Source organism: Vibrio sp. HS-50-1, from assembly GCF_024747315.1.
Lineage (GTDB): Bacteria > Pseudomonadota > Gammaproteobacteria > Enterobacterales > Vibrionaceae > Vibrio > Vibrio diabolicus.
Genome location: NZ_JAMPZF010000007.1, coordinates 247,731 through 271,455 on the forward strand (window position 1 = coordinate 247,731; position 23,725 = coordinate 271,455).

General features: G+C 44.8%; 18 protein-coding genes and 2 tRNA genes. 4 read left to right on the forward strand and 16 right to left on the reverse strand.

The features are described from left to right. Positions 1–53: 53 nt before the first annotated feature. From infB to rlmE, 10 genes are all read right to left on the reverse strand, one after another. Positions 54–2,762, reverse strand: coding sequence for a translation initiation factor IF-2 (infB, locus tag NDJ01_RS06905; protein WP_046875050.1), 2,709 nt, complete (start codon positions 2,760–2,762; stop codon positions 54–56). A gap of 22 nt (positions 2,763–2,784) precedes the next feature. Beyond that, on the reverse strand, positions 2,785–4,272 hold the full coding sequence (gene nusA, locus NDJ01_RS06910; RefSeq protein WP_005380084.1) for a transcription termination factor NusA: 1,488 nt from the start codon (positions 4,270–4,272) through the stop codon (positions 2,785–2,787). Positions 4,273–4,308: 36 nt separating this feature from the next. Continuing rightward, positions 4,309–4,764 (reverse strand): ribosome maturation factor RimP, encoded by a 456-nt coding sequence (rimP, locus tag NDJ01_RS06915; RefSeq protein WP_005394659.1) that lies wholly within the window; start codon positions 4,762–4,764, stop codon positions 4,309–4,311. Positions 4,765–4,989: 225 nt separating this feature from the next. Next, positions 4,990–5,066, reverse strand: a tRNA-Met gene (locus NDJ01_RS06920). 56 nt (positions 5,067–5,122) lie between these two features. Then, positions 5,123–5,206: transfer RNA gene (locus NDJ01_RS06925), tRNA-Leu, on the reverse strand. 16 nt (positions 5,207–5,222) lie between these two features. Next, entirely contained in the window at positions 5,223–5,561 is a 339-nt protein-coding gene (gene secG, locus NDJ01_RS06930) for a preprotein translocase subunit SecG (protein WP_258586480.1), read from the reverse strand. 221 nt (positions 5,562–5,782) lie between these two features. Further along, positions 5,783–7,123 carry a phosphoglucosamine mutase gene (gene glmM / locus NDJ01_RS06935; RefSeq protein WP_005394663.1) on the reverse strand — a complete coding sequence of 447 codons (1,341 nt, stop codon included), beginning with the start codon at positions 7,121–7,123 and terminating at the stop codon, positions 5,783–5,785. Positions 7,124–7,142: 19 nt separating this feature from the next. After that, on the reverse strand, positions 7,143–7,973 hold the full coding sequence (folP, locus tag NDJ01_RS06940) for a dihydropteroate synthase (protein ID WP_031780413.1): 831 nt from the start codon (positions 7,971–7,973) through the stop codon (positions 7,143–7,145). A gap of 52 nt (positions 7,974–8,025) precedes the next feature. Continuing rightward, positions 8,026–9,999 carry an ATP-dependent zinc metalloprotease FtsH gene (gene ftsH / locus NDJ01_RS06945; RefSeq protein ID WP_041852890.1) on the reverse strand — a complete coding sequence of 658 codons (1,974 nt, stop codon included), beginning with the start codon at positions 9,997–9,999 and terminating at the stop codon, positions 8,026–8,028. A gap of 108 nt (positions 10,000–10,107) precedes the next feature. Then, positions 10,108–10,737, reverse strand: a complete 630-nt coding sequence (gene rlmE / locus NDJ01_RS06950; protein WP_005388985.1) for a 23S rRNA (uridine(2552)-2'-O)-methyltransferase RlmE — start codon at positions 10,735–10,737, stop codon at positions 10,108–10,110. A 138-nt stretch (positions 10,738–10,875) separates the two neighbouring features. Between rlmE and yhbY the strand changes: the two genes are divergently transcribed. Continuing rightward, entirely contained in the window at positions 10,876–11,172 is a 297-nt protein-coding gene (gene yhbY / locus NDJ01_RS06955; protein ID WP_005380066.1) for a ribosome assembly RNA-binding protein YhbY, read from the forward strand. An 84-nt stretch (positions 11,173–11,256) separates the two neighbouring features. Here the strand turns inward: yhbY and greA are convergent, their stop codons facing one another. After that, positions 11,257–11,730, reverse strand: a complete 474-nt coding sequence (gene greA, locus NDJ01_RS06960; RefSeq protein ID WP_005380065.1) for a transcription elongation factor GreA — start codon at positions 11,728–11,730, stop codon at positions 11,257–11,259. 544 nt (positions 11,731–12,274) lie between these two features. Between greA and NDJ01_RS06965 the strand changes: the two genes are divergently transcribed. Together NDJ01_RS06965 and dacB are read left to right on the forward strand one after the other, a co-directional pair. Continuing rightward, positions 12,275–13,285, forward strand: a complete 1,011-nt coding sequence (locus tag NDJ01_RS06965; RefSeq protein WP_012841444.1) for a porin — start codon at positions 12,275–12,277, stop codon at positions 13,283–13,285. A gap of 186 nt (positions 13,286–13,471) precedes the next feature. Continuing rightward, on the forward strand, positions 13,472–14,893 hold the full coding sequence (gene dacB / locus NDJ01_RS06970) for a serine-type D-Ala-D-Ala carboxypeptidase (protein ID WP_258586481.1): 1,422 nt from the start codon (positions 13,472–13,474) through the stop codon (positions 14,891–14,893). Here the strand turns inward: dacB and NDJ01_RS06975 are convergent. Then, on the reverse strand, positions 14,872–15,717 hold the full coding sequence (locus NDJ01_RS06975) for a magnesium transporter (protein WP_012841442.1): 846 nt from the start codon (positions 15,715–15,717) through the stop codon (positions 14,872–14,874). The genes dacB and NDJ01_RS06975 overlap by 22 nt on opposite strands. Positions 15,718–16,135: 418 nt before the next feature. Then, the gene (gene tyrS / locus NDJ01_RS06980; RefSeq protein ID WP_047008954.1) at positions 16,136–17,323 is read right to left on the reverse strand and encodes a tyrosine--tRNA ligase; all 1,188 of its coding nucleotides are present in this window, start codon (positions 17,321–17,323) and stop codon (positions 16,136–16,138) included. A 130-nt stretch (positions 17,324–17,453) separates the two neighbouring features. Between tyrS and NDJ01_RS06985 the strand changes: the two genes are divergently transcribed. Continuing rightward, the gene (locus tag NDJ01_RS06985; RefSeq protein WP_046875053.1) at positions 17,454–18,746 is read left to right on the forward strand and encodes a peptidoglycan DD-metalloendopeptidase family protein; all 1,293 of its coding nucleotides are present in this window, start codon (positions 17,454–17,456) and stop codon (positions 18,744–18,746) included. 64 nt (positions 18,747–18,810) lie between these two features. Here the strand turns inward: NDJ01_RS06985 and vmeK are convergent, their stop codons facing one another. The 3 genes from vmeK to erpA form a co-directional block, all read right to left on the reverse strand. Beyond that, positions 18,811–21,915 carry a multidrug efflux RND transporter permease subunit VmeK gene (vmeK, locus tag NDJ01_RS06990; RefSeq protein WP_256964254.1) on the reverse strand — a complete coding sequence of 1,035 codons (3,105 nt, stop codon included), beginning with the start codon at positions 21,913–21,915 and terminating at the stop codon, positions 18,811–18,813. Between the two features lie 9 nt (positions 21,916–21,924). Continuing rightward, positions 21,925–23,043, reverse strand: coding sequence for an efflux RND transporter periplasmic adaptor subunit (locus NDJ01_RS06995; RefSeq protein ID WP_258487866.1), 1,119 nt, complete (start codon positions 23,041–23,043; stop codon positions 21,925–21,927). Positions 23,044–23,148: 105 nt separating this feature from the next. Continuing rightward, complete coding sequence (erpA, locus tag NDJ01_RS07000) at positions 23,149–23,490, reverse strand: iron-sulfur cluster insertion protein ErpA (protein WP_109169490.1); 342 nt, start codon at positions 23,488–23,490, stop codon at positions 23,149–23,151. Between the last annotated feature and the right edge of the window lie 235 nt (positions 23,491–23,725).

Genomic DNA, 23,725 nt, shown 5'->3' on the forward strand with positions numbered 1-23,725 from the left:
CAGCAACCAATTACTACTTATCTTTCAAAGACAATATTAGTAATTTTAGTCAATTAGTCTAGAGTACGTTTAATTTCAACGATTTCGAAGACTTCGATTTGGTCACCAACGCGAACATCATTGTAGTTCTTAACGCCGATACCACATTCGTAGCCATTCTTAACTTCTTGAACGTCATCTTTGAAACGACGTAGTGACTCTAGTTCACCTTCGTAAATAACAACGTTATCACGCAGTACACGGATTGGGTTGTTACGCTTGATCACACCTTCTGTAACCATACAACCAGCGATAGCGCCCAGTTTCGGTGACTTAAACACGTCACGAACTTCAGCAAGACCAATGATCTCTTGCTTGAATTCTGGAGCAAGCATACCGCCCATTGCTTGTTTCACTTCGTCAATCAATTGGTAAATGATTGAGTAGTAACGTAAGTCAACAGCTGCGGCTTCAACAGCACGGCGAGCAGAAGCATCTGCACGAACGTTAAAGCCAAGGATGATTGCGTTTGAAGCTTCCGCTAGTACTACGTCAGTTTCCGTAATACCACCAACACCAGAACCAACGATGTTCACTTTAACTTCGTCAGTAGATAGCTTAACTAGTGAGTCTGCGATTGCTTCTACAGAACCTTGAACGTCTGCTTTAAGTACAACGTTAAGTTCAGCAACTTCACCAGCAGTCATGTTAGAGAACATGTTCTCTAGTTTAGATTTCTGCTGACGAGCAAGTTTCACTTCACGGAACTTACCAGCACGGTAGTTAGCTACTTCACGCGCTTTACGCTCGTCACGAACTACTGTTGCTTCATCACCTGAAGATGGTACACCTGAAAGACCTAGGATCTCTACAGGGATAGATGGGCCAGCCGAAGTAATTTCTTTGCCTAGCTCATCACGCATTGCACGAACACGGCCGTACTCTTGACCACAAAGAACAATATCGCCCTTGTTTAGCGTACCTGATTGAACAAGTACTGTTGCAACTGGACCACGACCTTTATCTAGACGAGATTCAACAACAACACCAGACGCCATGCCTTCTTTCACTGCTGTAAGTTCTAGAACTTCAGATTGAAGAAGGATTGCTTCTAGAAGAGCGTCAACGTTTGTACCCTGTTTCGCAGAGATGTGAACAAAGATGTTCTCACCGCCCCACTCCTCAGGAATAACGTCGTATTGAGCAAGCTCGTTCTTAACGTTATCTGGGTTCGCGCCTTCTTTATCGATCTTGTTCACAGCAACAATTAGAGGAACGCCTGCCGCTTTCGCGTGCTGAATCGCTTCTACTGTTTGTGGCATTACGCCATCGTCTGCTGCAACTACAAGAACAACGATATCTGTCGCTTGAGCACCACGAGCACGCATTGCAGTAAACGCTGCGTGTCCAGGAGTATCAAGGAACGTGATCATGCCGTTGTCTGTTTCAACGTGGTACGCACCAATGTGCTGAGTAATACCACCCGCTTCGCCAGAAGCAACGTGTGTGCGACGGATGTAGTCAAGTGTTGACGTTTTACCGTGGTCAACGTGACCCATGATAGTAACAACTGGAGCACGTGGAACTGCTTCCGCGTTAGTGTCACGGTCAGATAGTACCGCTTCTTCCAGTTCGTTCTCTTTACGAAGAACTACTTTATGGCCCATTTCTTCAGCAACAAGTTGTGCTGTTTCTTGGTCGATCACTTGGTTGATAGTCGCCATAGCGCCCATCTTCATCATTACTTTGATAACTTCTGTCGCTTTAACCGACATCTTGTTAGCAAGTTCTGATAGAACGATCGTTTCGCCAATTACAACGTCTTGCTTAGCAACCGTTGCTGACTTATCAAAGCCATGCTGCATTGAAGTCGGTTTAGCAAGTTTGCCTTTACGACCTCTACCGCCACGTTGGTTGTTACGGCCACCGCGAGCTTGGTCGTCTTTACCTGAAGCTTTTTTCTTCTTACGACGACCGCTCTCTACTTTGCGATCTGCTTCATCTTCGGCTTCACGTGCGTATTGTGAAGTCGTTACATGGTAATCTGTATCTTCCATATCACCCTTTTTCTCTTCTGCAGCAGACCAACGCTCTTTATTCTTTTCAGCCAATTCGCGAGCTTCTTCAAGCTTGCGCTGACTTTCCTCTTCAGCCTTACGCTTAGCTTCTTCTTCCTGACGACGTTTAAGCTCGTCGGCCTCTTTTCGCGCTGCTTCTTGCTTAATTTTCTCTTCAGCATCACGCTTTGCTTTTTCTTCAGCATTGCGTTGTGCATTCGTATCTACGTCTCGCTTCGCTTTTTCTTCAGCTTCACGTTTCGCTTTTTCTTCCGCTTCACGTTTTGCAGCTTCTTCAGCTTCACGTTTTGCAGCTTCTTCAGCTTCACGTTTTGCAGCTTCTTCTGCTGCACGTTTTGCTGCTTCTTCTGCTTCACGTTGTGCTGCTTCTTCAGCTTCACGTTTCGCTTCATCTTCAATTGTGCTGCGCTTCACGTATGTACGTTTTTTGCGCACCTCAACCTGAACATTCTTACTCTTACCACCACCCGCGTTCACACTAAGTGTACTACGAGTTTTACGCTGAAGCGTAAGGCGAGTCGGCTCTGAATCACCTGATTTATCACCGTGTTCTTTCTTTAGATGAGAGAGAAGCTTCTGCTTCTCTTCATCAGTAACATTGTCAGAGCTCGCCTTTTTAATGCCAGCGTCAGCAAGTTGTTCAATCAAGCGGTCGACTGGCGTACCAATCTCATCACTCAGTGCTTTAACTGTTAATTGTGTCATGCCGCTTCCTCCTTGCCGAAAATTATGCTTCTTCGCCGAACCAACAGATGTTACGTGCGGCCATAATTAGCTCACCTGCACGTTCTTCGGTCAGGCCTTCGATACCTTCTAAATCGTCAATACCTTGGTCAGCAAGATCTTCCAGTGTCGCTACACCTTTCGCTGCCAATTTAAATGCCATCTCACGCTCAAGACCTTCAAGTGCAAGCAGATCTTCAGCTGGTTCTAGACCTTCAAAAGACTCTTCTTGTGCTAGTGCGATCGTCGTTAGTGCATCTTTTGCACGTCCACGAAGCTCTTCGATTAGTTCTTCATTCAAACCATCGATTTCTAGTAGCTCGTTAACTGGCACGTATGCGATTTCTTCTAGCGTTGAGAAACCCTCTTCAACAAGAAGTTGAGCGAAGTCTTCTTCAATATCTAGGTACTTCATGAAGTTTTCAATAGATGCTTGTGATTCTTCAGCGTGTTTCTTCTGAAGATCAGCAACTGTCATAACATTCAGTTCCCAACCTGTTAGTTGAGATGCTAGACGCACGTTTTGACCGTTACGACCGATAGCTTGCGCTAGGTTGTCAGCTTCAACTGCGATGTCCATTGAGTGCGCATCCTCATCAACGATGATAGAAGCAACATCAGCTGGCGCCATTGCGTTGATAACGAATTGAGCAGGGTTATCATCCCAAAGCACAATATCGATACGCTCACCACCAAGTTCGCCAGAAACAGCTTGTACACGTGCACCACGCATACCAACACACGCACCTACAGGGTCGATACGTTTGTCATTTGTTTTGACAGCGATCTTAGCGCGAGAACCAGGATCACGTGCCGCGCCTTTCAACTCGATAATATCTTCAGCGATTTCAGGCACTTCAACACGGAATAGTTCTGCCAGCATTTCAGGCTTAGAACGAGTGATGAACAGTTGGAAACCACGTGCTTCTGGCGCGACTTTGTAAAGAAGACCACGAACGCGGTCGCCTGGACGGAAGTTTTCACGAGGAAGTTGGTCATCACGTAGGATTACCGCTTCAGCGTTGTTACCAAGGTCAAGTACGATTGTGTCGCGGTTTACTTTTTTCACTACGCCAGTGATTAGATCACCTTCATTGTCGATGAACTGCTCAACGATTTGTGCACGTTCAGCTTCACGAACTTTTTGTACGATAACTTGCTTAGCCGTTTGAGTCGTAATACGGTCAAACGTTACTGATTCGATTTCGTCTTCTACGTAGTCGCCAAGCTCGATTGAGTCATCTTCGTACTGTGCTGCTTCTAGTGAGATCTCTTTTGTAGGGTTCTCAACATCATCAACAACTAACCAACGACGGTAAGTCACAAACTCACCAGTTTTACGGTCAATGGCAACACGTACGTCGATTTCGATTTCGTATTTTTTCTTTGTAGAAGTTGCTAGAGCAATCTCAAGAGCCTCAAAGATACGCTCACGAGGTACCGCTTTTTCGTTCGATACCGCTTCTGCTACCGCTAAAATTTCTTTACTCATTGTATTTAGCCTCTAAGCTTAAACTTTTTTAGGGAACTAAAATTTAGGGATCAGGTTAGCTTTGGAAATGTTACTTAGAGCAAACTCTTCTTGCTGACCGTCTACAGTAATTGTCACTGTTTCGCCATCAACGCCGTGGATAATACCTTTCCACTTACGACGGTTTGCTACAGCCATTTTCAATACGATGCTGACCTCGTGACCAATAAATTGCTCGTAATGTGCTGCTTTAAAAAGTGGTCTTTCTAAACCTGGAGAAGACACTTCTAGGCTGTAAGCAACAGAAATTGGATCTTCAACGTCTAAAACCGCACTAACTTGGTGGCTAACTTCTGCACAGTCGTCCACGTTAATACCATTTTCATGGTCAATGTAGATGCGTAACGTTGAGTGCGCGCCTGCACGAATGAATTCTAATCCAACCAACTCATAGCCTGATGCCTCTACTGGTGCTTCAAGCATTTCAGTAAGTTGTCTTTCTAAACCAGTCATTTAACCACTCCAGAAACAAAAAAAGGGCTCAGAGCCCAATCAAAAAACCAAGCAGTCTCTGAGCTATTTCAAAAAGCTCAGATAACAAAAAACCCCGATAGTCGGGGTTTTATGCTGCTGGACCCTGATACGTTAAGAATAGCCAACAAATGCTTCTCTTAACTCGTAGTGTGGTTAGCACTACGCAAACTTGCCAATCTACGATTTCTTCTTAAAGAAAGAGATTGGTTGCGGGGGCCGGATTTGAACCGACGACCTTCGGGTTATGAGCCCGACGAGCTACCAAGCTGCTCCACCCCGCGTCCGACTTGCTGAGCATTATACTCGCAAACAAGTGATTTACAAGTTTGTAAATACATGGTGCCGAGAGAGGGACTCGAACCCTCACACCTAAGGCACTAGCACCTCATGCTAGCGTGTCTACCAATTTCACCATCTCGGCATCAAAACCTTACAGCTTATTGAGGAATTCCATCACCCGCAGGGGCTGGAGCTTCACTCGCTGCATCATTAACTTGTTCAACAACTGGTTGACCTAATGTTGGGTCTACCCATTGTGATTCAATCTTGTGCGTAGACATACGACCAAGCAACAAGCTAACGATAAAGAATACGGTTGCTAAAATAGCAGTTGTTCGGGTTAAGAAATTACCTGAGCCGCCAGCACCAAACACTGTGTTTGAAGCACCAGCACCGAACGAGGCTCCCATATCTGCGCCTTTACCTTGTTGAATCAACACAAGGCCAATCACACCAAGCGCTGCCAACAGGTAAATCACAAGTAGAACTGAAAACATTTTTTCCACCTATGTTCCAAATTGTTGAGCCAGCGCCGTTCAAGAGAATAAATCATAATTGAACAAGGCTAGCGACCTCCTAACGGGAGGCGGAGCAATACTAGCGAAAGCCGGTAACGCTGACAAGGGAAAATTAGTAAAAAATCAATGCCAATGCGCTAAGCGCTCAAAAAAAGGGCAAAAGATGCCCTTTTCATTCACCGCACACTTTAACGCAATGATTAACAACTTGCTTTTACAGCTTCGGCAATTTTCAATGCAGAGCTTTGAACTAGCTCGCCATCCTCACCTTCCACCATAACGCGAATCAAAGGCTCTGTGCCAGATTTACGCAGCAATACACGTCCTTTATCACCCAGCGTAGCTTCTACTTCGGCGACGGCGTTTAGTACTGCTTGAGCTTCAAGAGGATTACTTTCCCCTGCAAAGCGGACATTTTCTAGAACCTGAGGATACAACGTCATGCCTTGCGATAGCTCATGCAAAGACATATCACTGCCAACTACAGAAGCAAGTACTTGCAGTGCTGCAACAATCGCATCGCCCGTGGTGACTTTATCTAATAAGATCACATGGCCTGAGTTTTCAGCACCAATTTTCCAGCCTTTTTCTAGCAGTTGTTCCATGACATAACGGTCACCAACAGCGGCACGTACGAATGGAATGCCTAGCTGCTTTAAGCCATTTTCCATGCCCAAGTTAGTCATCAACGTACCAACTACACCACCCTTTAGCTCGCCACGACGAAGAGCATCACGAGCAATAATGTAAGCAATTTGGTCGCCATCGACTTTGTTGCCAAGGTGATCGACCATAATGATACGGTCACCATCACCATCAAATGCTAAACCAAGGTGCGCTTGCTCTTCAACGACACGCTTTTGAAGCGCACGAACATCTGTTGCGCCCACTTCTTCATTAATGTTGATGCCGTTAGGCTCTACGCCCATTGCAATAACTTCTGCGCCAAGCTCTTTGAAGACATTTGGAGCAATGTGGTACGTTGCACCGTGCGCACAATCTACCACGATTTTAAAGTTTGCAAGACTCAATTCAGATGGGAAAGTACTCTTACAGAATTCGATGTAACGGCCTGCAGCGTCATTTAGACGAGTGGCTTTACCAAGTTCTGCAGACTCAACACATTCAATGTCTTTATCCAGCTCAGCTTCAATCGCCAACTCGATATCGTCAGGTAGCTTAGTACCTTCAGAAGAAAAGAATTTAATGCCGTTGTCGTAATATGGGTTATGCGATGCAGAAATCACAATCCCCGCCTCTGCGCGGAAAGTTTGAGTTAAATATGCCACTGCTGGGGTTGGCATTGGACCAGTAAATGTTGCTTTAAGTCCCGCTGCAGCAAGGCCTGCTTCTAATGCAGATTCAAGCATATAACCGGAGATACGCGTATCTTTACCTATAATAACTTTCTTTGTGCCTTGTTTTGCTAGTACACGACCAGCAGCCCAGCCAAGCTTAAGTACGAAGTCCGGAGTGATTGGGTATTGTCCTACTTTACCGCGCACACCGTCAGTACCAAAGTAACGTCTTTTATTCGACATAAACTTTCCTTTATTATTTTTAAATATTGTTTTTCGTCATCTCAACAACTTTCATTGCTTCGATTGTCTCTTCAAAGTCATGCACACGAATGATCTGCGCGCCTTTCATTGCTGCAATCGTAGCGCAAACGACACTCGCATTTGTACATTCAGCCGCTGGCTTATCCAACAACTTAAAAATCATTGACTTACGAGACATGCCAGCCAAAATTGGCAGGCCGAATTCATGAAACTTTTCAAGATGAGCGAGCATATGATAATTGTGTTCTATCGTTTTGCCAAAGCCAAACCCAGGATCGAGAATCAGTTGAGATTTATCAATCCCTGCTGCTTCACATGCCGCGATACGTTCTTCTAGAAAGGCAGATACGTCGCTCATCACATCATCATAATGAGGTGCAACTTGCATGGTTCTAGGTTGACCTTTCATATGCATCAGACAAATTGGAAGCTTTGCTTCTGCTGCGACTTCGAGAGCACCAGGTTCTTGCAAAGATCGAATGTCATTGATCAAATCTGCACCAGCATCAATAGCTTGACGCATAACTTCCGCTTTACTGGTATCGACCGAAATCCACACATCGTACTTTTCACGAATGGCCTTGATTACTGGGACAACACGTCGAAGTTCTTCTTCTAAAGACACATCTGGCGCGCCAGGCCTTGTCGACTCCCCACCAACATCAACAATGCTTACACCAGCCTTTATCATTTTATCAACTTGAGCAAGGGCGAGTTCAATCGAGTTGTATTTACCACCATCCGAAAAGGAATCCGGAGTCACATTTAGAATGGCCATAACATGTGGACGGGAAAGATCTAAAGATTTGTTATTTGCTGTAATCATCATCATAAACACAAAAACCCCGAGATAACTCGGGGTTTATTATTATCAACACTCTTTATTCAGAGTCTTTCTTTTCAGGCGCTTCGCTAGAAGTCGCTTCTGGAGAGCTAGACTTTTCTGCATCTTTCGCAGCGTCCGTTGCTTCTTCTTTAACTTCTGGCTTTGCTTGAGGCTTCTCGCTGTCTTCAGGTTTGCTAGTTGAGTTATCACTCCAACCCGCAGGCTCACGAATTTCAGCTTTGCGCTCCATTAAATCATCAATTTGACGAGCATCAATGGTTTCATACTTCATCAGCGCATCTTTCATCGCATGCATGATATCCATGTTTTCTTGAAGAATCTTCTTCGCACGGTCATAGTTGCGGTCAATGATTTGACGAACTTCATCATCAATCAGCTTCGCCGTATCATCAGATACATGCTTAGTCTGAGTCACGCTACGACCAAGGAACACCTCACCTTCATCTTCTGCATACAGTAGAGGACCAAGCTTTTCAGAGAAACCCCATTGAGTAACCATCTTACGAGCAATATCAGTTGCACGTTCAATATCGTTTGACGCGCCTGTTGAGACTTTATCAGCACCGTAGATGAGTTCTTCCGCTAGACGACCACCGTACAAGCTAGAGATCATAGACTCTAGATGCTGGCGAGACATGCTGACACGGTCTTGCTCCGGTAGGTACATAGTCACACCCAACGCGCGACCGCGTGGAATGATCGATACTTTGTACACTGGATCGTGCTCAGGTACTAAACGACCAACAATTGCGTGACCTGCTTCGTGATAAGCCGTTGACTCTTTTGTCTCTTCAGACATCACCATTGAACGGCGCTCGGCACCCATCATGATTTTGTCTTTCGCTAATTCGAATTCAACCATAGAAACGTTACGCTTGTTACCACGCGCAGCAAATAGTGCCGCTTCGTTGACTAGGTTTGCTAAATCAGCACCAGAGAAGCCTGGTGTACCACGAGCGATTAGAGAAGGCTCTACGTCACCTGCTAGAGGGACTTTACGCATGTGTACTTTTAGAATCTGCTCACGACCACGTACATCTGGCAATCCAACCACTACTTGGCGGTCAAAACGACCAGGACGTAGCAACGCTGGGTCAAGAACGTCTGGACGGTTAGTTGCAGCGATTACGATGATACCTTCGTTACCTTCGAAACCATCCATCTCTACTAGCATTTGGTTTAGTGTTTGCTCACGTTCATCGTGACCACCACCAACACCAGCACCACGCTGACGACCTACCGCATCGATTTCATCGATGAAGATAATACAAGGCGCTGCTTTCTTAGCTTGTTCGAACATATCACGTACACGAGATGCACCGACACCCACAAACATTTCTACGAAATCTGAACCCGAGATGGTAAAAAACGGAACTTTTGCTTCACCAGCAATGGCTTTCGCTAGAAGCGTTTTACCAGTACCAGGAGGACCAACCATTAACACACCAGTAGGAATCTTACCGCCCAGTTTTTGGAAGCGGCTTGGATCACGCAAGTAGTCCACCAGCTCTTTCACGTCTTCTTTTGCTTCGTCACAACCAGCGACGTCAGCAAAAGTTGTCTTGATTTGTTCTTCGCTCATCATTCGAGCTTTGCTCTTACCAAAAGACATAGCGCCTTTACCGCCGCCGCCTTGCATTTGACGCATGAAGAAAATCCATACACCAATCAGTAAGATCATTGGGAACCAAGAAATGAAAATAGTACCAAGCAAGCTTTGCTCTTCTGGAGGCGTGCCCTGTACTTTCACGTTTTGGTTAATTAGGTCATCTAGAAGCTTTTGGTCATACACTGGCATATAAGTGACCATTTTGGCACCGCCGCCACGACGAACAAAGCTAATTTCACCGTCTTTAAAAGTTGCTTCTTGAATCTGGCCTTGGCCAACTTCCTGTACAAACGTGGTGTAATCCACGGTTCTGCCATTGCTTTCTCCAGGGCCAAAGCTCTGGAATACCGACATCAATACGACGGCGATAACAAGCCACAGAATTAAATTTTTTGCCATGTCACTCAAGGTGTAAGCCTCTCGATAACTAATTGTAATTAAAGGTAGGGTACTACAGTTCATTCACTGTAGCTATAGTGTTAACACGCTCTCAAGAGAGCAAAATGGTTAACCTTTGTAACCAGTGGCTACAACAAAGACTTCTCGAGAGCGAGCTCGCGATGAGTCTGGTTTTCTAATTTTTACGGCTTTAAACATGTCTCGGACTTCTTTCACATACTGATCGAAGCCTTCCCCCTGGAAAACCTTTACGACAAAGCTACCATTAGGCGCTAGAACTTGTCGACACATATCTAAAGCCAATTCAACTAAATACATAGCACGAGGTTGGTCAACAGAGTTATTTCCCGCAATATTAGGTGCCATGTCAGACATTACTACATCTACCATTGAAGGTTGGATTCTTTCTAGCAAAGCTTCCAATACTGCATCATCGCGAAAGTCGCCTTGTAAAAAGCTGACACCCGCAATCGGGTCCATAGGAAGCAAATCACACGCAATGATCTGACCACTGTCTCCTACTATCTTAGCAGCATATTGAGACCATCCGCCCGGTGCCGCACCCAAATCGACGACTGTCATCCCAGGCTTTAACAATTTATCTTTCGTTTGAATCTCATCGATCTTGAAATAAGCACGTGAGCGATAGCCTTTTTTACGAGCCTCATTCGCGTATTTATCATCAAAGTGTTCTTTCAACCAACGACCAGAACTAGCCGAATGTTTTTGTTTACTCATTTTAATCCCAACAAGGCGCAAATTGGAGCTATTGTTTTAATAGGCGCTACCTATTACTCAATAAATTATAGTCTTCAGCAATAGATGGCGTTAAAATAGCTTTTTTCAACCCTTATTTTAAAGAAAATTGGCCGCGTAATGAACCTAAGCACCAAACAAAAGCAGCACCTTAAAGGCCTAGCTCACAGTTTAAAACCTGTCGTGCTAATGGGCGCAAATGGACTTACAGAAGCCGTGCTAGCAGAAATTGAAATCGCTCTTAACCATCACGAACTGATCAAAGTAAAAGTTGCTTCAGAAGATCGTGAAACAAAACAGCTAATCATCGACGCTATCGTACGTGAGACGGGCGCAGAAAAAGTTCAGACTATTGGTAAAGTGCTTGTGCTATACCGCCAGTCTGAAGAGCGTAAAATCGAAATCCCTCGTAAGTAATTCTACTTACGTTGCTGAAGAAAAAAGGTCGCCATTGGCGACCTTTTTGCGTTTTATTGGAGTAACAAAATTACTCTCAACAACTTAGATGTATTCTACTCGGTCGATTTCGAAGTCTTTCGCGCCACCCGGTGTTTGAATAGCAACCTCATCGCCTTCCATCTTACCGATCAAGCCACGAGCAATTGGTGAGCTTACTGAAATACGGCCAGCTTTAATGTCTGCTTCGTCATCACCAACAATTTGGTATGTTTTTTCTTCTTCGGTGTCGATGTCAATCAAGGTTACGGTTGAACCAAAAATAACTTTACCCGTGTTCTCCATCTTCGTTACATCAATTACTTGAGCAACTGACAGTTTGTATTCAATGTCACGGATTTGTGCTTCACAGATACCCTGCTCTTCTCGAGCGGCGTGATATTCTGCGTTCTCTTTTAAATCACCTAACTCACGAGCTTCAGCTATTGCCTCTGAAATTTGAGGACGTAGTTTAAGTAGACGATCGAGTTCTGCACGTAGCTTTTGCTCGCCACGTAGTGTCATTGGAACTTTTTCCATTTTATAACCTCAAGCCCAAATGGGTCTTTGGACAAAAAAAGCCCACCCTGCCATAGGGCTGGGTAGTGCGCTTAAAGATGTATTTCATTTAGTGTAAACAAACTCCCGGACGAAATCATCTTAATTCGAAAGGCTGTAAGACTATGCACTTTCGGCATAATGATATAAGTCACTTTTAGAACGATTCTAGAGTGCATCACTGTCGCAATTTGTTGAAAAACAACACTGTTCATTACACCAAAAACATCAAAAAAGATAAAAACTAATCAATGTCAGACGAATGTTATACCCCAAAAATCCCATTTAAAACAAAAAGTTAAACCAGAAACCAGAGCAATCGAACAGTGTTCATCGATACGATTTATATCATTTTACTAACTCATACGGAAACTTTAGAAGTAAAACATGTCCAGCGAGTTGTTAGATCAAAGGCTTACAAGGGCGAATTATACCGCTCATTGGCCGATTATAGACCAACAACTTGTGAGAGATTACCTCTCCCCCATACAACAATGATTATGGACAGCTAACTAGGACAAATAAGATGAAAAAGACTCTAATTGCTCTTTCTGTATCTGCAGCAGCTATGGCAACTGGCGTAAACGCAGCTGAACTTTACAACCAAGACGGCACTTCTCTAGAAATGGGCGGCCGTGCTGAAGCACGTCTATCTATGAAAGATGGCGACGCTCAAGACAAATCTCGCATCCGTCTAAACTTCCTTGGTAAACAAGAGATAAATGACAACCTATACGGTGTTGGTTTCTGGGAAGGTGAATTTGAGACTGCTCAAAACGGTACTGTAGACGGCGACGACAAGAGCGATCTAGAAACTCGTCTTGCTTACGCTGGTCTTGGTGGTGCTTACGGTGAGTTCGCATACGGTAAAACTGAAGGTGCACTAGGCGTTATCACTGACTTCACTGATATCATGGCTTACCACGGTAACTCTGCAGCAGACAAACTAGCTGTAGCAGACCGTACAGACAACATGATGGCTTACAAAGGTCAATTTGAAAACCTAAGTGTTAAAGCAAGCTACCGCTTCGCTGACCGTGTAGAACAAAACGGTGAATACTCTGACAACAAACAAGACGGCTACTCTCTATCAGCTATCTACGCTGTAGCAGACACTGGTCTTGAGCTTGGTGCTGGTTACGCAGACCAATACGATGCAAACGAGTACATGCTAGCTGCATCTTACACAATGTCTGATCTTTACTTCGCTGGTATCTTCACAGATGGCGAAAAAATGACTGACACATTCAACAACACTGTTGATTACACTGGTTACGAACTAGCGGGTGCTTACACGCTAGGTCAAACAGTATTCACAACGACGTACAACAATGCAGAAACTGACAACGAGACTTCTGCAAACAACTTCGCTGTTGATGCTTCTTACTACTTCAAACCTAACTTCCGCGGTTACGTTTCTTACAACTTCAACCTAATTGACGCTGGCGATAAGTTCGGCTCAACTAGCGGTAAGACAGTTGCGAACAAGATCGATGCTGAAGACGAGCTAGCTCTAGGTCTACGTTACGACTTCTAATTCCGGTCTTTGACTAGAATATCGAATGCCCGCTTCAAGCGGGCATTTTTTATACTCCATTTTAAGCCGCGCGCCTTTCTCTCATGTCTCATTCCTGATGACATATAAAGCATTTCTTTAGTTACCTAGCATATTGAAAGGACTTGCGTATACTCAATCACATAACTCACCTTAGAAAGTATCATTATGCGTTTACGTTGGCCCTTGCTCATATTCTCTTCATTACTTTCTGCTTTTTCACAAGCGTACCCTCATCAAGAAGTGTTGCCGGAAGGCTCTCGCATCAGTTTAGTCGCGGAAAAACTCAGTGAGAATGCTGAACTTGACGGTGTTCATCCTACCGAACAATTATTCCCACCAGCCAGTACATTAAAAATCGTCACAGCATTAGCGGCAAAGTTAGAGCTGGGTGATAACTTCCGCTTTCGAACCAAACTAGAAGCGTCGAGCTCAGACGCAGTGATTTACTTTGTCGGCGATCCAACGCTCCAAACCAACGATTTAAAATCACTTCTTACCCTAGCCAAGAAAAATGGCTTAAAACGTATTGACGGTGACTTATGGCTCGATAACAGCGCATTCACTGGTTACAACCGTGCAGTGGGCTGGCCGTGGGATATCTTGGGAGTTTGCTACAGCGCTCCGGCATCGACCATCACACTCAATAACAACTGTGTGCAGGCTTCTATCTATACGCAAAAAGACGGTGGGACTCGAGTCTACGTACCTGAGCATCAACCTATTCGTGTAACAAGTACTGTCGAGACCGTTTCTAAAACGATTAAGAAAAGTCGTCATTGCGATTTAGGCTTAGTCGCAAACCCTGATAACAACTACAAGCTAACTGGATGCTTAGTTGAGAGGGAGAAACCATTGCCACTTAAATTTGCCGTTCAAGATCCCGAACTTTATACCAGCCATAGATTGGCAGCTTTGCTTAAGCAGCTCAATATTGAGTTATCAGGAAAGATTCGGATCGGTTCGGCTCCGGAAAAACAGCGCAAGCTAATCGCCATGCATCAATCAGAGGCATTACCAGACATTCTGGAAGAGATGCTTAAAAACTCTGATAACTTGATTGCAGATACATTAACCAAAACACTTGGCGCTAAGTTTTTTGTTCAGTCAGGTAGCTTTGCCAACGGTACAGAGGCGATCAAGCAGATCATTTTCGCCAACACTGGTATTGATATTCGTAATGCGCGCCTAGAAGACGGCTCAGGACTTTCGCGAAACAATCGTATCTCCGCCACCAAAATGGCGGAAATTCTTCGTTATATTTGGCAGCACGAAGACGAGCTTAAACTGATCGCCATCATGCCGAAGTCAGGTGAGTCAGGCACACTAAAGTACCGACAAAGTATGCGAAAGTTGCCAATTAAAGGACAATTGATCGCCAAAAGCGGCTCCCTCTACGGAACTTACAACATGGCCGGATATGGCTTGGATAAAAATGGTCGACCTAATACCGTTTTTGTTCAGTTTGTTTCAGACTACTTCCCAGAAAAAAGGGACGATAACAAACCTGTCATCGCCCCTATTACACATTTTGAGCAGCTTTTTTATAGTGATATTGTGAACTTTAGTCAGGCGATACCCAAGAAATAGTTCACCACATTAAAGTATATCCACATCCCTGAAATATCGACGATAGATGCAAGCACTGGACTCACCAATACCGCAGGGTCCATCTTGCAAGCTCGTGCAATAATTGGTAGCAGTCCACCTAATGTTGTAGAAATTGTTACTTGGATGAATAACGCAACCGCTATTGCCAATGCGATATCGGTAAGTTCAAAGCCCCCTGTTGATTGACCGGCACTAAATAACATAATGCGTCCAATCATCACGATAGCGATCGCTAACGCAATAAATAGAGCAACGCGGCTCTCTTTCCACAAAACTTCTAACCATTGGCGTTTTTTTAGCTCTCCAGTTGCAAGAGCACGAATCACCAAAGTTGCAGCTTGTGTTCCTGTATTGCCACCAGCCGCAGCGATCACAGGCATGTACACCGCAAGCAAAACGAGCTGGCTAAGGGTGTCCTCATACTGAGCAATGATCAAACCCGACACAATCCCTAAAAGGGCCAGTGCAATGATCCACCCAATACGCTGCTTCACGTGCCCCAAAACACTAGTCGATAAATAACCATCAGGTGTATCAACTTCAGACATATGCAAACCCAATTGGTGAGCATAATGACGTGCGCGTTTGTCATGGCCTGCTTGCTCAAGTTGAGCAATAAGACTATTCACATAACCGACAGAGCAATGCTGCAAAATACCTACCGCCTCATCGATCGGCATGATCGTAAGCAAATGGACTTGTTGCTCTTGCTCATACTGCAAAAATGCATTGCGAGCTGCACCAATTTCTACTTCAGAAAAGTTTGGTGTTGTTTCAATAAAAGTGTTGTTCATTACCGTCATGGCGAATCTCCCGATTGGCATTGGTAACGACCATCGACAAGGCACGCAAAGTCACTCTTGCATACTTAAAGTCACACAACAATTAAGATGCACAGAGAAAACCAATGCGGACGCACTGTCTATTCAGAATGTATGAAGGAAATAACGAGAAGAAAATTAGAAAAGATGCCTCACCACTTAGGTAAGGCGGAGATCGCCAATACCGAAGCGGGTTATTTCGCTCCCTTGCTCTTACTCACCCAACGACTGGGAGGATGGTCGGTATTGTTCATGTAAATCTCCGATAACGCTGCCATTATTGGCAGCGAGAGTATAGTAGCAAAGTTAAACATGTTTGGAAGTTTTACTTTGTCTTTTTCGCTAAATTTTTATACAAAAAAAGCGCCCATCAGGCGCTTTCATTTGCAGCGATTATTGATTACTGAATAGTAATACGTGCAAATTTACGTTTGCCTACTTGGAACACGTAAGTACCCGCTTGTGGAGCAAATTTGCTGTCCGCAATTTTTTCACCATCCATCTTCACAGCGCCCTGCTTAACCATACGCATCGCATCTGACGATGATGGGCATAAGCCAGCCTCTTTCAACAGATTGCTCACTGGGCGACCTGCATCAAAATCAAATTCTGGCATTTCATCAGGAATTTGGTTCTTCGCAAAACGGTTTACGAATTCTTGCTCTGCCGCATCCGCATCAGCTTCACTGTGGAAACGAGCAATAATTTCTTTTGCTAGCAATACTTTGATGTCACGAGGGTTTTTGCCTGCTTCTACATCAGCTTTGAATTGAGCAATCTCTTCCAGAGGACGGAAAGAGAGCAGCTCGTAGTAGCTCCACATTAGGTCATCAGAAATAGACATGATTTTACCAAACATTTCGCTTGGCGCTTCGCTGATACCGATGTAGTTGTTTGCTGACTTAGACATCTTCTTCTCGCCATCAAGGCCCACGAGAAGAGGCATCATCAGTACAACCTGTGGTTTTTGACCGTGAGACTTTTGCAGTTCACGACCCATTAGCAGGTTGAACTTCTGGTCAGTACCACCAAGCTCAACGTCAGTTTCCATTGCTACTGAGTCCCAACCTTGTAGAAGTGGGTACATGAACTCATGAATAGCAATTGGCTGACCACCCGCGTAACGCTTTTTAAAGTCATCACGCTCTAGCATACGAGCAACGGTTTGGTTTGCAGCAAGACGAATCATACCTTCTGCACCAAGCTCAGATAACCACTCAGAGTTGAACTGAATCTTAGTTTTTGCAGGGTCTAGAATTTTGAATACCTGCTCTTTGTAAGTTTCTGCATTACGCAATACATCTTCGCGGCTTAGCGGTGGACGTGTTGTGTTTTTACCTGTTGGGTCACCAACCATTGCAGTGAAGTCACCAATTAGGAACGTCACCTCATGACCTAGCTCTTGGAACAAGCGAAGCTTATTGAAAATAACCGTATGACCTAGGTGAATATCTGGAGCCGTAGGATCCGCACCCAATTTAATACGTAGAGGACGGTCTTCTTTTAGTTTTGCGATAAGCTCTTCTTCTGGAATCAGCTCTTCAACACCGCGCTTAATCTCGGCTAGTGCAGCTTCAATGCTCGCCATTCTTGTTCACTCCCACAGATTTGGCAAAAATATAATAGCTGAACATATTACTTGAATAGCGATGCATTTTGAAACACGTTAGACTAGGTAGTTGTCAATTTTTCCGTTTAATTTAGCAATCAAGTACCTCATGCATTCGATTTTTGTCCGACTTCCACTCTTGCACAAAGTATTGATCGGTTTTTTTAGTGCGCTGATTATCTTCGCGCTCTTCTTTTTACCTGATCCGCAAGACCTAGACCCGCAGCAGAGCCGATTAAAAGTTGGTCAACATTATCCTGTGCCAGTTTCCCTAGAACTCAGTGCACTAAACAGTTCGTCTCCAGCGTCCCCCGCTGTACTGCGTTGGGAAACGTACAAAGTGAAAAATGGTGAGAGTGCCGCCATCTTGTTTAGTCGCGTGGGGCTTTCTGCCCGCCTATTGCATGAGCTTGTCTCATCAGACAAAGAAGTGGAAAAGCAATTAACCCGGCTTCGACCTGGCGATCGATTGCAATTCGGTTTTGATGAAAACAACGACTTAGTACAGTTAAGAAGAACATTAAGCGCATTCGAAACTTTTCGTATCACGTTAAAAGACGGCAAATACGTCTCAGAAGTCGATAAAAAAGAAGTCGACTTCCAGTACAACTACGCTGAAGCCACCATCAAATCAAACTTTTGGAATGCGGGAATATCTTCTGGATTAAATGGCAACCAAATCATGGAACTGGCCGGCATATTTGGCTGGGATATCGACTTTGCTTTAGATATTCGTAAAAACGACAGCTTCCGAGTGCTTTACCAAGAGGAAGTGGTAGAAGGTGAAGTAATCGGCCGCGGAAAAATCATTGCTGCAATATTTAAAAACCAAGGCGATACTTTCACCGCAATACTGGATCAGAAAAGTGGCAAGTATTATGACGAAAATGGACGAGCAATGAAAAAGGCGTTCTTGCGCGCACCGTTGGATTTCCGTCGAGTTTCGTCTAACTTCAACCCACGCCGCTTACACCCTGTAACGGGACGCGTTCGTCCTCACAGAGGCACAGATTATGCGGCACCTGTGGGCACCCCGATTTGGGCGGCTGGTGATGGTGTCGTTCAAAAATCGTCTTACAACAAATTTAATGGTAACTACGTTTTCATTAAACATAGCAATACTTACATTACCAAGTACCTGCACTTAACCAAACGTACGGTACGAGCGGGTCAACGCGTTAAACAAGGCCAAACCATTGGTACGCTTGGCGGAACAGGTCGTGTAACAGGCCCTCACCTGCACTATGAGTTCCTTGTGAATGGTGTCCACAAAAACCCGCGCACGGTGAATTTGCCACAATCTAAATCCCTAACAGGAAAAGCGAGACAAACTTTCATGGCAAACGCGAAAATTAGCATGGACAAACTTGAGCGCTACAGCAAACTGCTAGCAATGAAGTAAGCCAGGTATTGAAAAGGGCAGCTCAGCTGCCCTTTTTGTTTCTTTAATATCATCACGATGAAGCTTACTTTTCGGAGTGATGCTCTCTCCCGAGCATAAGCAAACACGGTGTCAGAACTAACGTTAGCAAAGTCGCAAACGCCAAACCACCCGCGACAGCAGTCGCAAGCTGAGACCACCATTGAGTGCTTGGTGCGCCAAACTCCACTTTCTGGTTAACTAAGTCGATGTTCATTTCTAACACCATTGGCAATAAGCCTAATATGGTGGTCACCGTCGTGAGTAAAACGGGTCTTAAACGCTGCACACCTGTGCGCAAAATAGCCTCAGATTTCTCTAAGCCACGTTTACGCATCTGATTATAAGTATCGATTAATACGATGTTGTTATTCACAACAATACCTGCAAGCGCAATCACCCCTATTCCCGACATGATGATGCCAAATGGCTTTTGGAAAATAAGCAATCCAGCAAAGACCCCAACGGTAGAAAACAACACAGCACTGAGGATTAAGAAAGCTTGATAAAAGCTATTAAACTGCGTAATTAAAATCAGAGCCATCACACCAAGCGCGACAATAAAAGCATTTTGCAAGAATGCTGATGAGTTTTCCTGCTCTTCATTTTGACCCCGAATCTTATATTCAATGCCTTCCGGTAAGTCGAGCTGTTCCATTCCAGCGGCAATCTTCGGTAGCTCAAGAGCCAAATTGTAACCTTCCACCATATCCGCTTTAATATTGATAACTCGATGACCGTCGACCCGACGAATGGTGTCTTGCTTATGATCTGGTTTGATTTGAGCAAAATTCGTAATCGGTACCAGACCAGCTGCCGTTTTCACTCTCAGTTGGTCAAATCGACCAATATCGCGCTTATCTTGTGGATAGCGTACCAAAATATCGACTTCTTCATCCGCATCATCGGGTAAATAATCGCCTATTTTCAAACCGTTTGTAACAAACTGAACAGTATTCCCGACTAAGGTCGCATCCGCTGCAAAGCGAGAGGCGTCATCTCGCTGGATATCAATTTGCCAATCAATCCCTTCCTTATTAGTGGTATCACTCAAATTGGTCAGTGCAGGATTACCATCAGCCCAGTGTCGGACTTTTTTGGCCGCTTCATCTAACGCACTAACACTCAAGTTTCGCGATGAAACTTCAATCACGAGATCATGCTCAACAGGCGGTCCTGCGTCCGGGAATTTATACTCAAGTTCAACACCATAAAAGCGATCTGTGGTCTCTTTTAGCTCTTCAATAATGGTTTTCACTTTGCGTCGATACTGCCAATCCACAGGTGTTATCTGAATCTGTCCGATTTCATCCCCATTATCACTGGAGCCTGTACGCGTATAGACACTTTCAAACTCGTCATGACCGAGCATCACCTTCTCTATTTCGCGCATAACAACATCTTTTTCGTGAATAGACAGGTCACCATAAGAGCGAACTTTAACGGTAAAAAAGGCGGGGTCCACTTCAGGGAAAAACTCGGCGCCCAAGCCGGCTTTGTTGTAGGTAAAACCGACACCTGCCGCTAGCAGTATCGCGCTGAATAAGACTTTCCATGGATGACGAATCGCTACCGACAGAGTCTGGTAATAAAGCTTGGTAATGCCTGTCGCTTTTTCAAAATTGCCGTTATGCAGCTCAACCATTTCTCGCTGAGCTTTCTGATTGACTACTTGAGGCTTGCCAATGATCCCACCGATGACAGGAACGAACAGTAAAGCCATCATCAGCGAAGCGGCCAAGGTAGCAATTAAAGTAAGTGGTAAGTACTTCATGAACTCACCTGTGATGTCTGGCCAGAAAAGTAACGGAGCAAACGCAGCCAATGTGGTTGCTGTGGATGCGGTAATAGGCCAGGCCATTCGCTTTGCTGCATCTCGATAGGCTTCTTTACGAGGTGTACCCTCTTGCATGCGCCTATCCGCAAACTCTGTCACCACAATGGCACCATCCACCAACATGCCCACCGCCATAATTAAAGCAAACAGTACGACGATATTGACCGTCAGCCCAAATACCGATAACACCAACAACCCAGTCAAGAACGATCCTGGAATAGAAACCCCCACGAGAAGCGCGGTCCTAACCCCCAATATGGCGATAATGACGATCACTACGAGGATAATTGCGGATAAGATATTGTTTTGTAGATCACTGAGCATCAATTTGACATCGTCGGATTGATCCCAAGTGTACTTAACTTGCAAATTGTTAGGCCACTCGGCTCGCTGTTGTCCTTGAGCCAGTACTTCTTTTACCAGCTCGACCGTTTCAATGATGTTTTCACCTGCCCGTTTTTTCACATCCAAAACGATGGCAGATTCGCCATCTAAACGAGCAAAACTTTCAGGGTCGCGAAATGCACGTCGTACTGTCGCCACATCGCCAAAGGTGATCACCTCTTTGCCATTCACTTTGATTGGCAGTTCAAGCACATCTTTCAGTGAATCAAACACCGATGGGACTTTTACCGAAAAGCGTCCATACCCAGTATCGACAAATCCCGCTGCAACCACTCGGTTATTCAAGGCGATTAAATTATAAATATCCGCTTGATCGAGACCGTAGCTTTCCATCAATAGCGGATCGACAACTATTTCCACGATGTCTTCGCGATCCCCTGCGATTTCAACCTCAAGAACCTGACGGAAACTCTCCAAACGATCTCGTAGCGTTCTGGCAATCTGTACAATGGTCCGCTCTGGTACGGTGCCATATAGAACAACAGTCAAAACAGGCTCTTCAGATGCAAACGTGACTTCATTTACCGTTGGCTCATCACTGTCCTCTGGTAATTTTGGCTTCGCAAGGTCAACGGCGTCTCGGACATCTGCCATCGCTTTATCAAGATCCACTCCAACACTAAATTCCAGCGTCACCGAAGCATGACCTTCTGATGCCACAGAGGTCATCTCTTTTACGCCTTCAATAGAGCGCAACTCTTGCTCTATTGGCCGAACTAATAAACGCTCGGCATCGACGGGAGAAATGCCTTGATGCCCAACAGAAACGTAGATAATAGGAATGGTAATATCAGGGCTCGATTCCTTGGGGATTGTGACGTACGTAATGACACCGGCAATTAAAATCATCACTAATAATGTCAGCATGGTGCGAGCGCGGGATAACGCAGCATCAATCAGAGTGTACATAAGTGCTCCTTACTGCTCACTAGTCGCTTCAACAACTACGTCATCAACTTTATTGGCCAGCACCTGATCGCCATCGCGTACAAACCCTTGCCCCAGCACGATAATATCGGCTCGCTCTCCTAACCCAGAGAGCCAAACGCCATCATCCTCGGCCTTAACGAGCTGAATCGGAACAAATTCAACATGCTCATTACGCAGTGTTTTAACACCTAAATTACCTTCTTCATCGAGTGCTAGCATTGCAGCCGTAATCTTTACCGCCAATACTTCACTCAACGGCAGCTGTACTTCAGCGCTCATACCGGCCGGAATTCTTGCGTCTTGATTATCAATTTCGATTTCAATTGGGAAGGTGTTAGTAGAAGCAGAAGAAACACGCCCAATGTAGCGAACTCGACCTTGATAATGCTGTTGGTTAATGGTTCTTACATCAGCTTCTAGGCCTTCCTTAAGGTATTGTATATGCCGTTCACTGACATCGGCTTCAATCACTAAAGTATCCAAATCAATGACCGTCGCAATAGGATCGCCAATCCCGACAAAATCACCTAACTCAACAAAGTGGTGATCTACGATGCCATCAAATGGCGCTTTAACCTCAGTATTTCTTAAAGCCGTTTGCACGTTACTCAAATTCGCACGTGCATCCACCAATGCCGCTTGTGCTGTCGCAAACGCAACTTCGCCCTGTAGTCCGCGACTTTTTAGCGATTTAGCTGCATTAAACTCTTTCTCTTTAACCAACAGCATCGCCTGAGCCCGCTTGAGCTGAATACCAAGATCGCGCTTGTCGATGCTTGCGATTACTTGCCCCTGCTTGACTGTTTGACCTTTTTCTATACTGAGGCTGACTATTTTACCGGCGACTTCAGCGCCAAGGCGCGCTTGACGATTGGGTGCAGTCCGCCCATACAGTTCGATGGTTTTACTTGTGGGTTCAGCAATAAAGGTGTCGAACATCACCTTTGCAAGTGGCGTGGTGTTCGTTGAAGAAGATGAAGAATTGAGATTATCATCTTGTGCTTTCAGTTGACCGATTGCCAGCCATGCAACAAGAAGCAATATGAGGATAAGAGATACTAGCCACGGGCGCTCGACAATGCGACGTCCGAAAGACGATCCAGACATATAAAGTCCTTTTTATTATTTCTCTGCATATTCTGCGAGAGCGACTTTACGTGACATCCTTCTACGTAAAGTTCAGGCAGCCACTGGCTGCCTGATTGGTGTTAATTACACACTGAACGATGCACCACAACCACATGTTGTCGTTGCATTTGGGTTGTTTACAAAGAAGCGCGCGCCTTCTAACCCTTCTGTGTAGTCAACAATGCCGCCAACGAGATATTGCAGACTCATAGGGTCTACAACCAGTGTTACACCACTGTTTACGATTGTCGTATCGCCTTCGTTTATATTTTCATCAAAAGTAAAGCCGTATTGGAAGCCGCTACAGCCGCCACCAGTAATGTATACGCGCAGTTTCAATGCTGGGTTTTCTTCTTCAGCAATCAATGCTTTAACGCGAGATGCTGCTGCGTCAGAAAAAGATAATGGTACGTTTACTTCGCTCACGAAGACCTCTCTCACTCGTGTAATGCGTCAAGCCTGAAGCAAGACGTCAAATTTGTGCTAATTGAGACGATTATCCAATACCTGACAAACTCGTTCAAGTATTCACCGCCGATTCTTTATAACAGATGCGGATATATAAGATTACACTGCGAAACAACACATAAATTAAGCAAAACGTTTCTAACTTGATTATAGCTAGGTACAATGCGCTCCACTTGGTCCGAGCAATCAAAAG

Bases quoted from the DNA above. Each gene is read 5' to 3' on its own strand.
- NDJ01_RS06985 (WP_046875053.1), top strand. From the start codon at position 17,454: ATGCATTCGATTTTTGTCCGACTTCCACTCTTGCACAAAGTATTGATC.
- yhbY (WP_005380066.1), top strand. From the start codon at position 10,876: ATGAACCTAAGCACCAAACAAAAGCAGCACCTTAAAGGCCTAGCTCAC.
- dacB (WP_258586481.1), top strand. From the start codon at position 13,472: ATGCGTTTACGTTGGCCCTTGCTCATATTCTCTTCATTACTTTCTGCT.
- secG (WP_258586480.1), bottom strand. From the start codon at position 5,561: ATGTTTTCAGTTCTACTTGTGATTTACCTGTTGGCAGCGCTTGGTGTG.
- rimP (WP_005394659.1), bottom strand. From the start codon at position 4,764: ATGACTGGTTTAGAAAGACAACTTACTGAAATGCTTGAAGCACCAGTA.
- rlmE (WP_005388985.1), bottom strand. From the start codon at position 10,737: ATGAGTAAACAAAAACATTCGGCTAGTTCTGGTCGTTGGTTGAAAGAA.
- ftsH (WP_041852890.1), bottom strand. From the start codon at position 9,999: ATGGCAAAAAATTTAATTCTGTGGCTTGTTATCGCCGTCGTATTGATG.
- NDJ01_RS06975 (WP_012841442.1), bottom strand. From the start codon at position 15,717: ATGACGGTAATGAACAACACTTTTATTGAAACAACACCAAACTTTTCT.
- infB (WP_046875050.1), bottom strand. From the start codon at position 2,762: ATGACACAATTAACAGTTAAAGCACTGAGTGATGAGATTGGTACGCCA.
- tyrS (WP_047008954.1), bottom strand. From the start codon at position 17,323: ATGGCGAGCATTGAAGCTGCACTAGCCGAGATTAAGCGCGGTGTTGAA.
- glmM (WP_005394663.1), bottom strand. From the start codon at position 7,123: ATGTCGAATAAAAGACGTTACTTTGGTACTGACGGTGTGCGCGGTAAA.
- folP (WP_031780413.1), bottom strand. From the start codon at position 7,973: ATGATGATTACAGCAAATAACAAATCTTTAGATCTTTCCCGTCCACAT.
- greA (WP_005380065.1), bottom strand. From the start codon at position 11,730: ATGGAAAAAGTTCCAATGACACTACGTGGCGAGCAAAAGCTACGTGCA.
- nusA (WP_005380084.1), bottom strand. From the start codon at position 4,272: ATGAGTAAAGAAATTTTAGCGGTAGCAGAAGCGGTATCGAACGAAAAA.
- NDJ01_RS06965 (WP_012841444.1), top strand. From the start codon at position 12,275: ATGAAAAAGACTCTAATTGCTCTTTCTGTATCTGCAGCAGCTATGGCA.
- NDJ01_RS06995 (WP_258487866.1), bottom strand. From the start codon at position 23,043: ATGTCTGGATCGTCTTTCGGACGTCGCATTGTCGAGCGCCCGTGGCTA.
- vmeK (WP_256964254.1), bottom strand. From the start codon at position 21,915: ATGTACACTCTGATTGATGCTGCGTTATCCCGCGCTCGCACCATGCTG.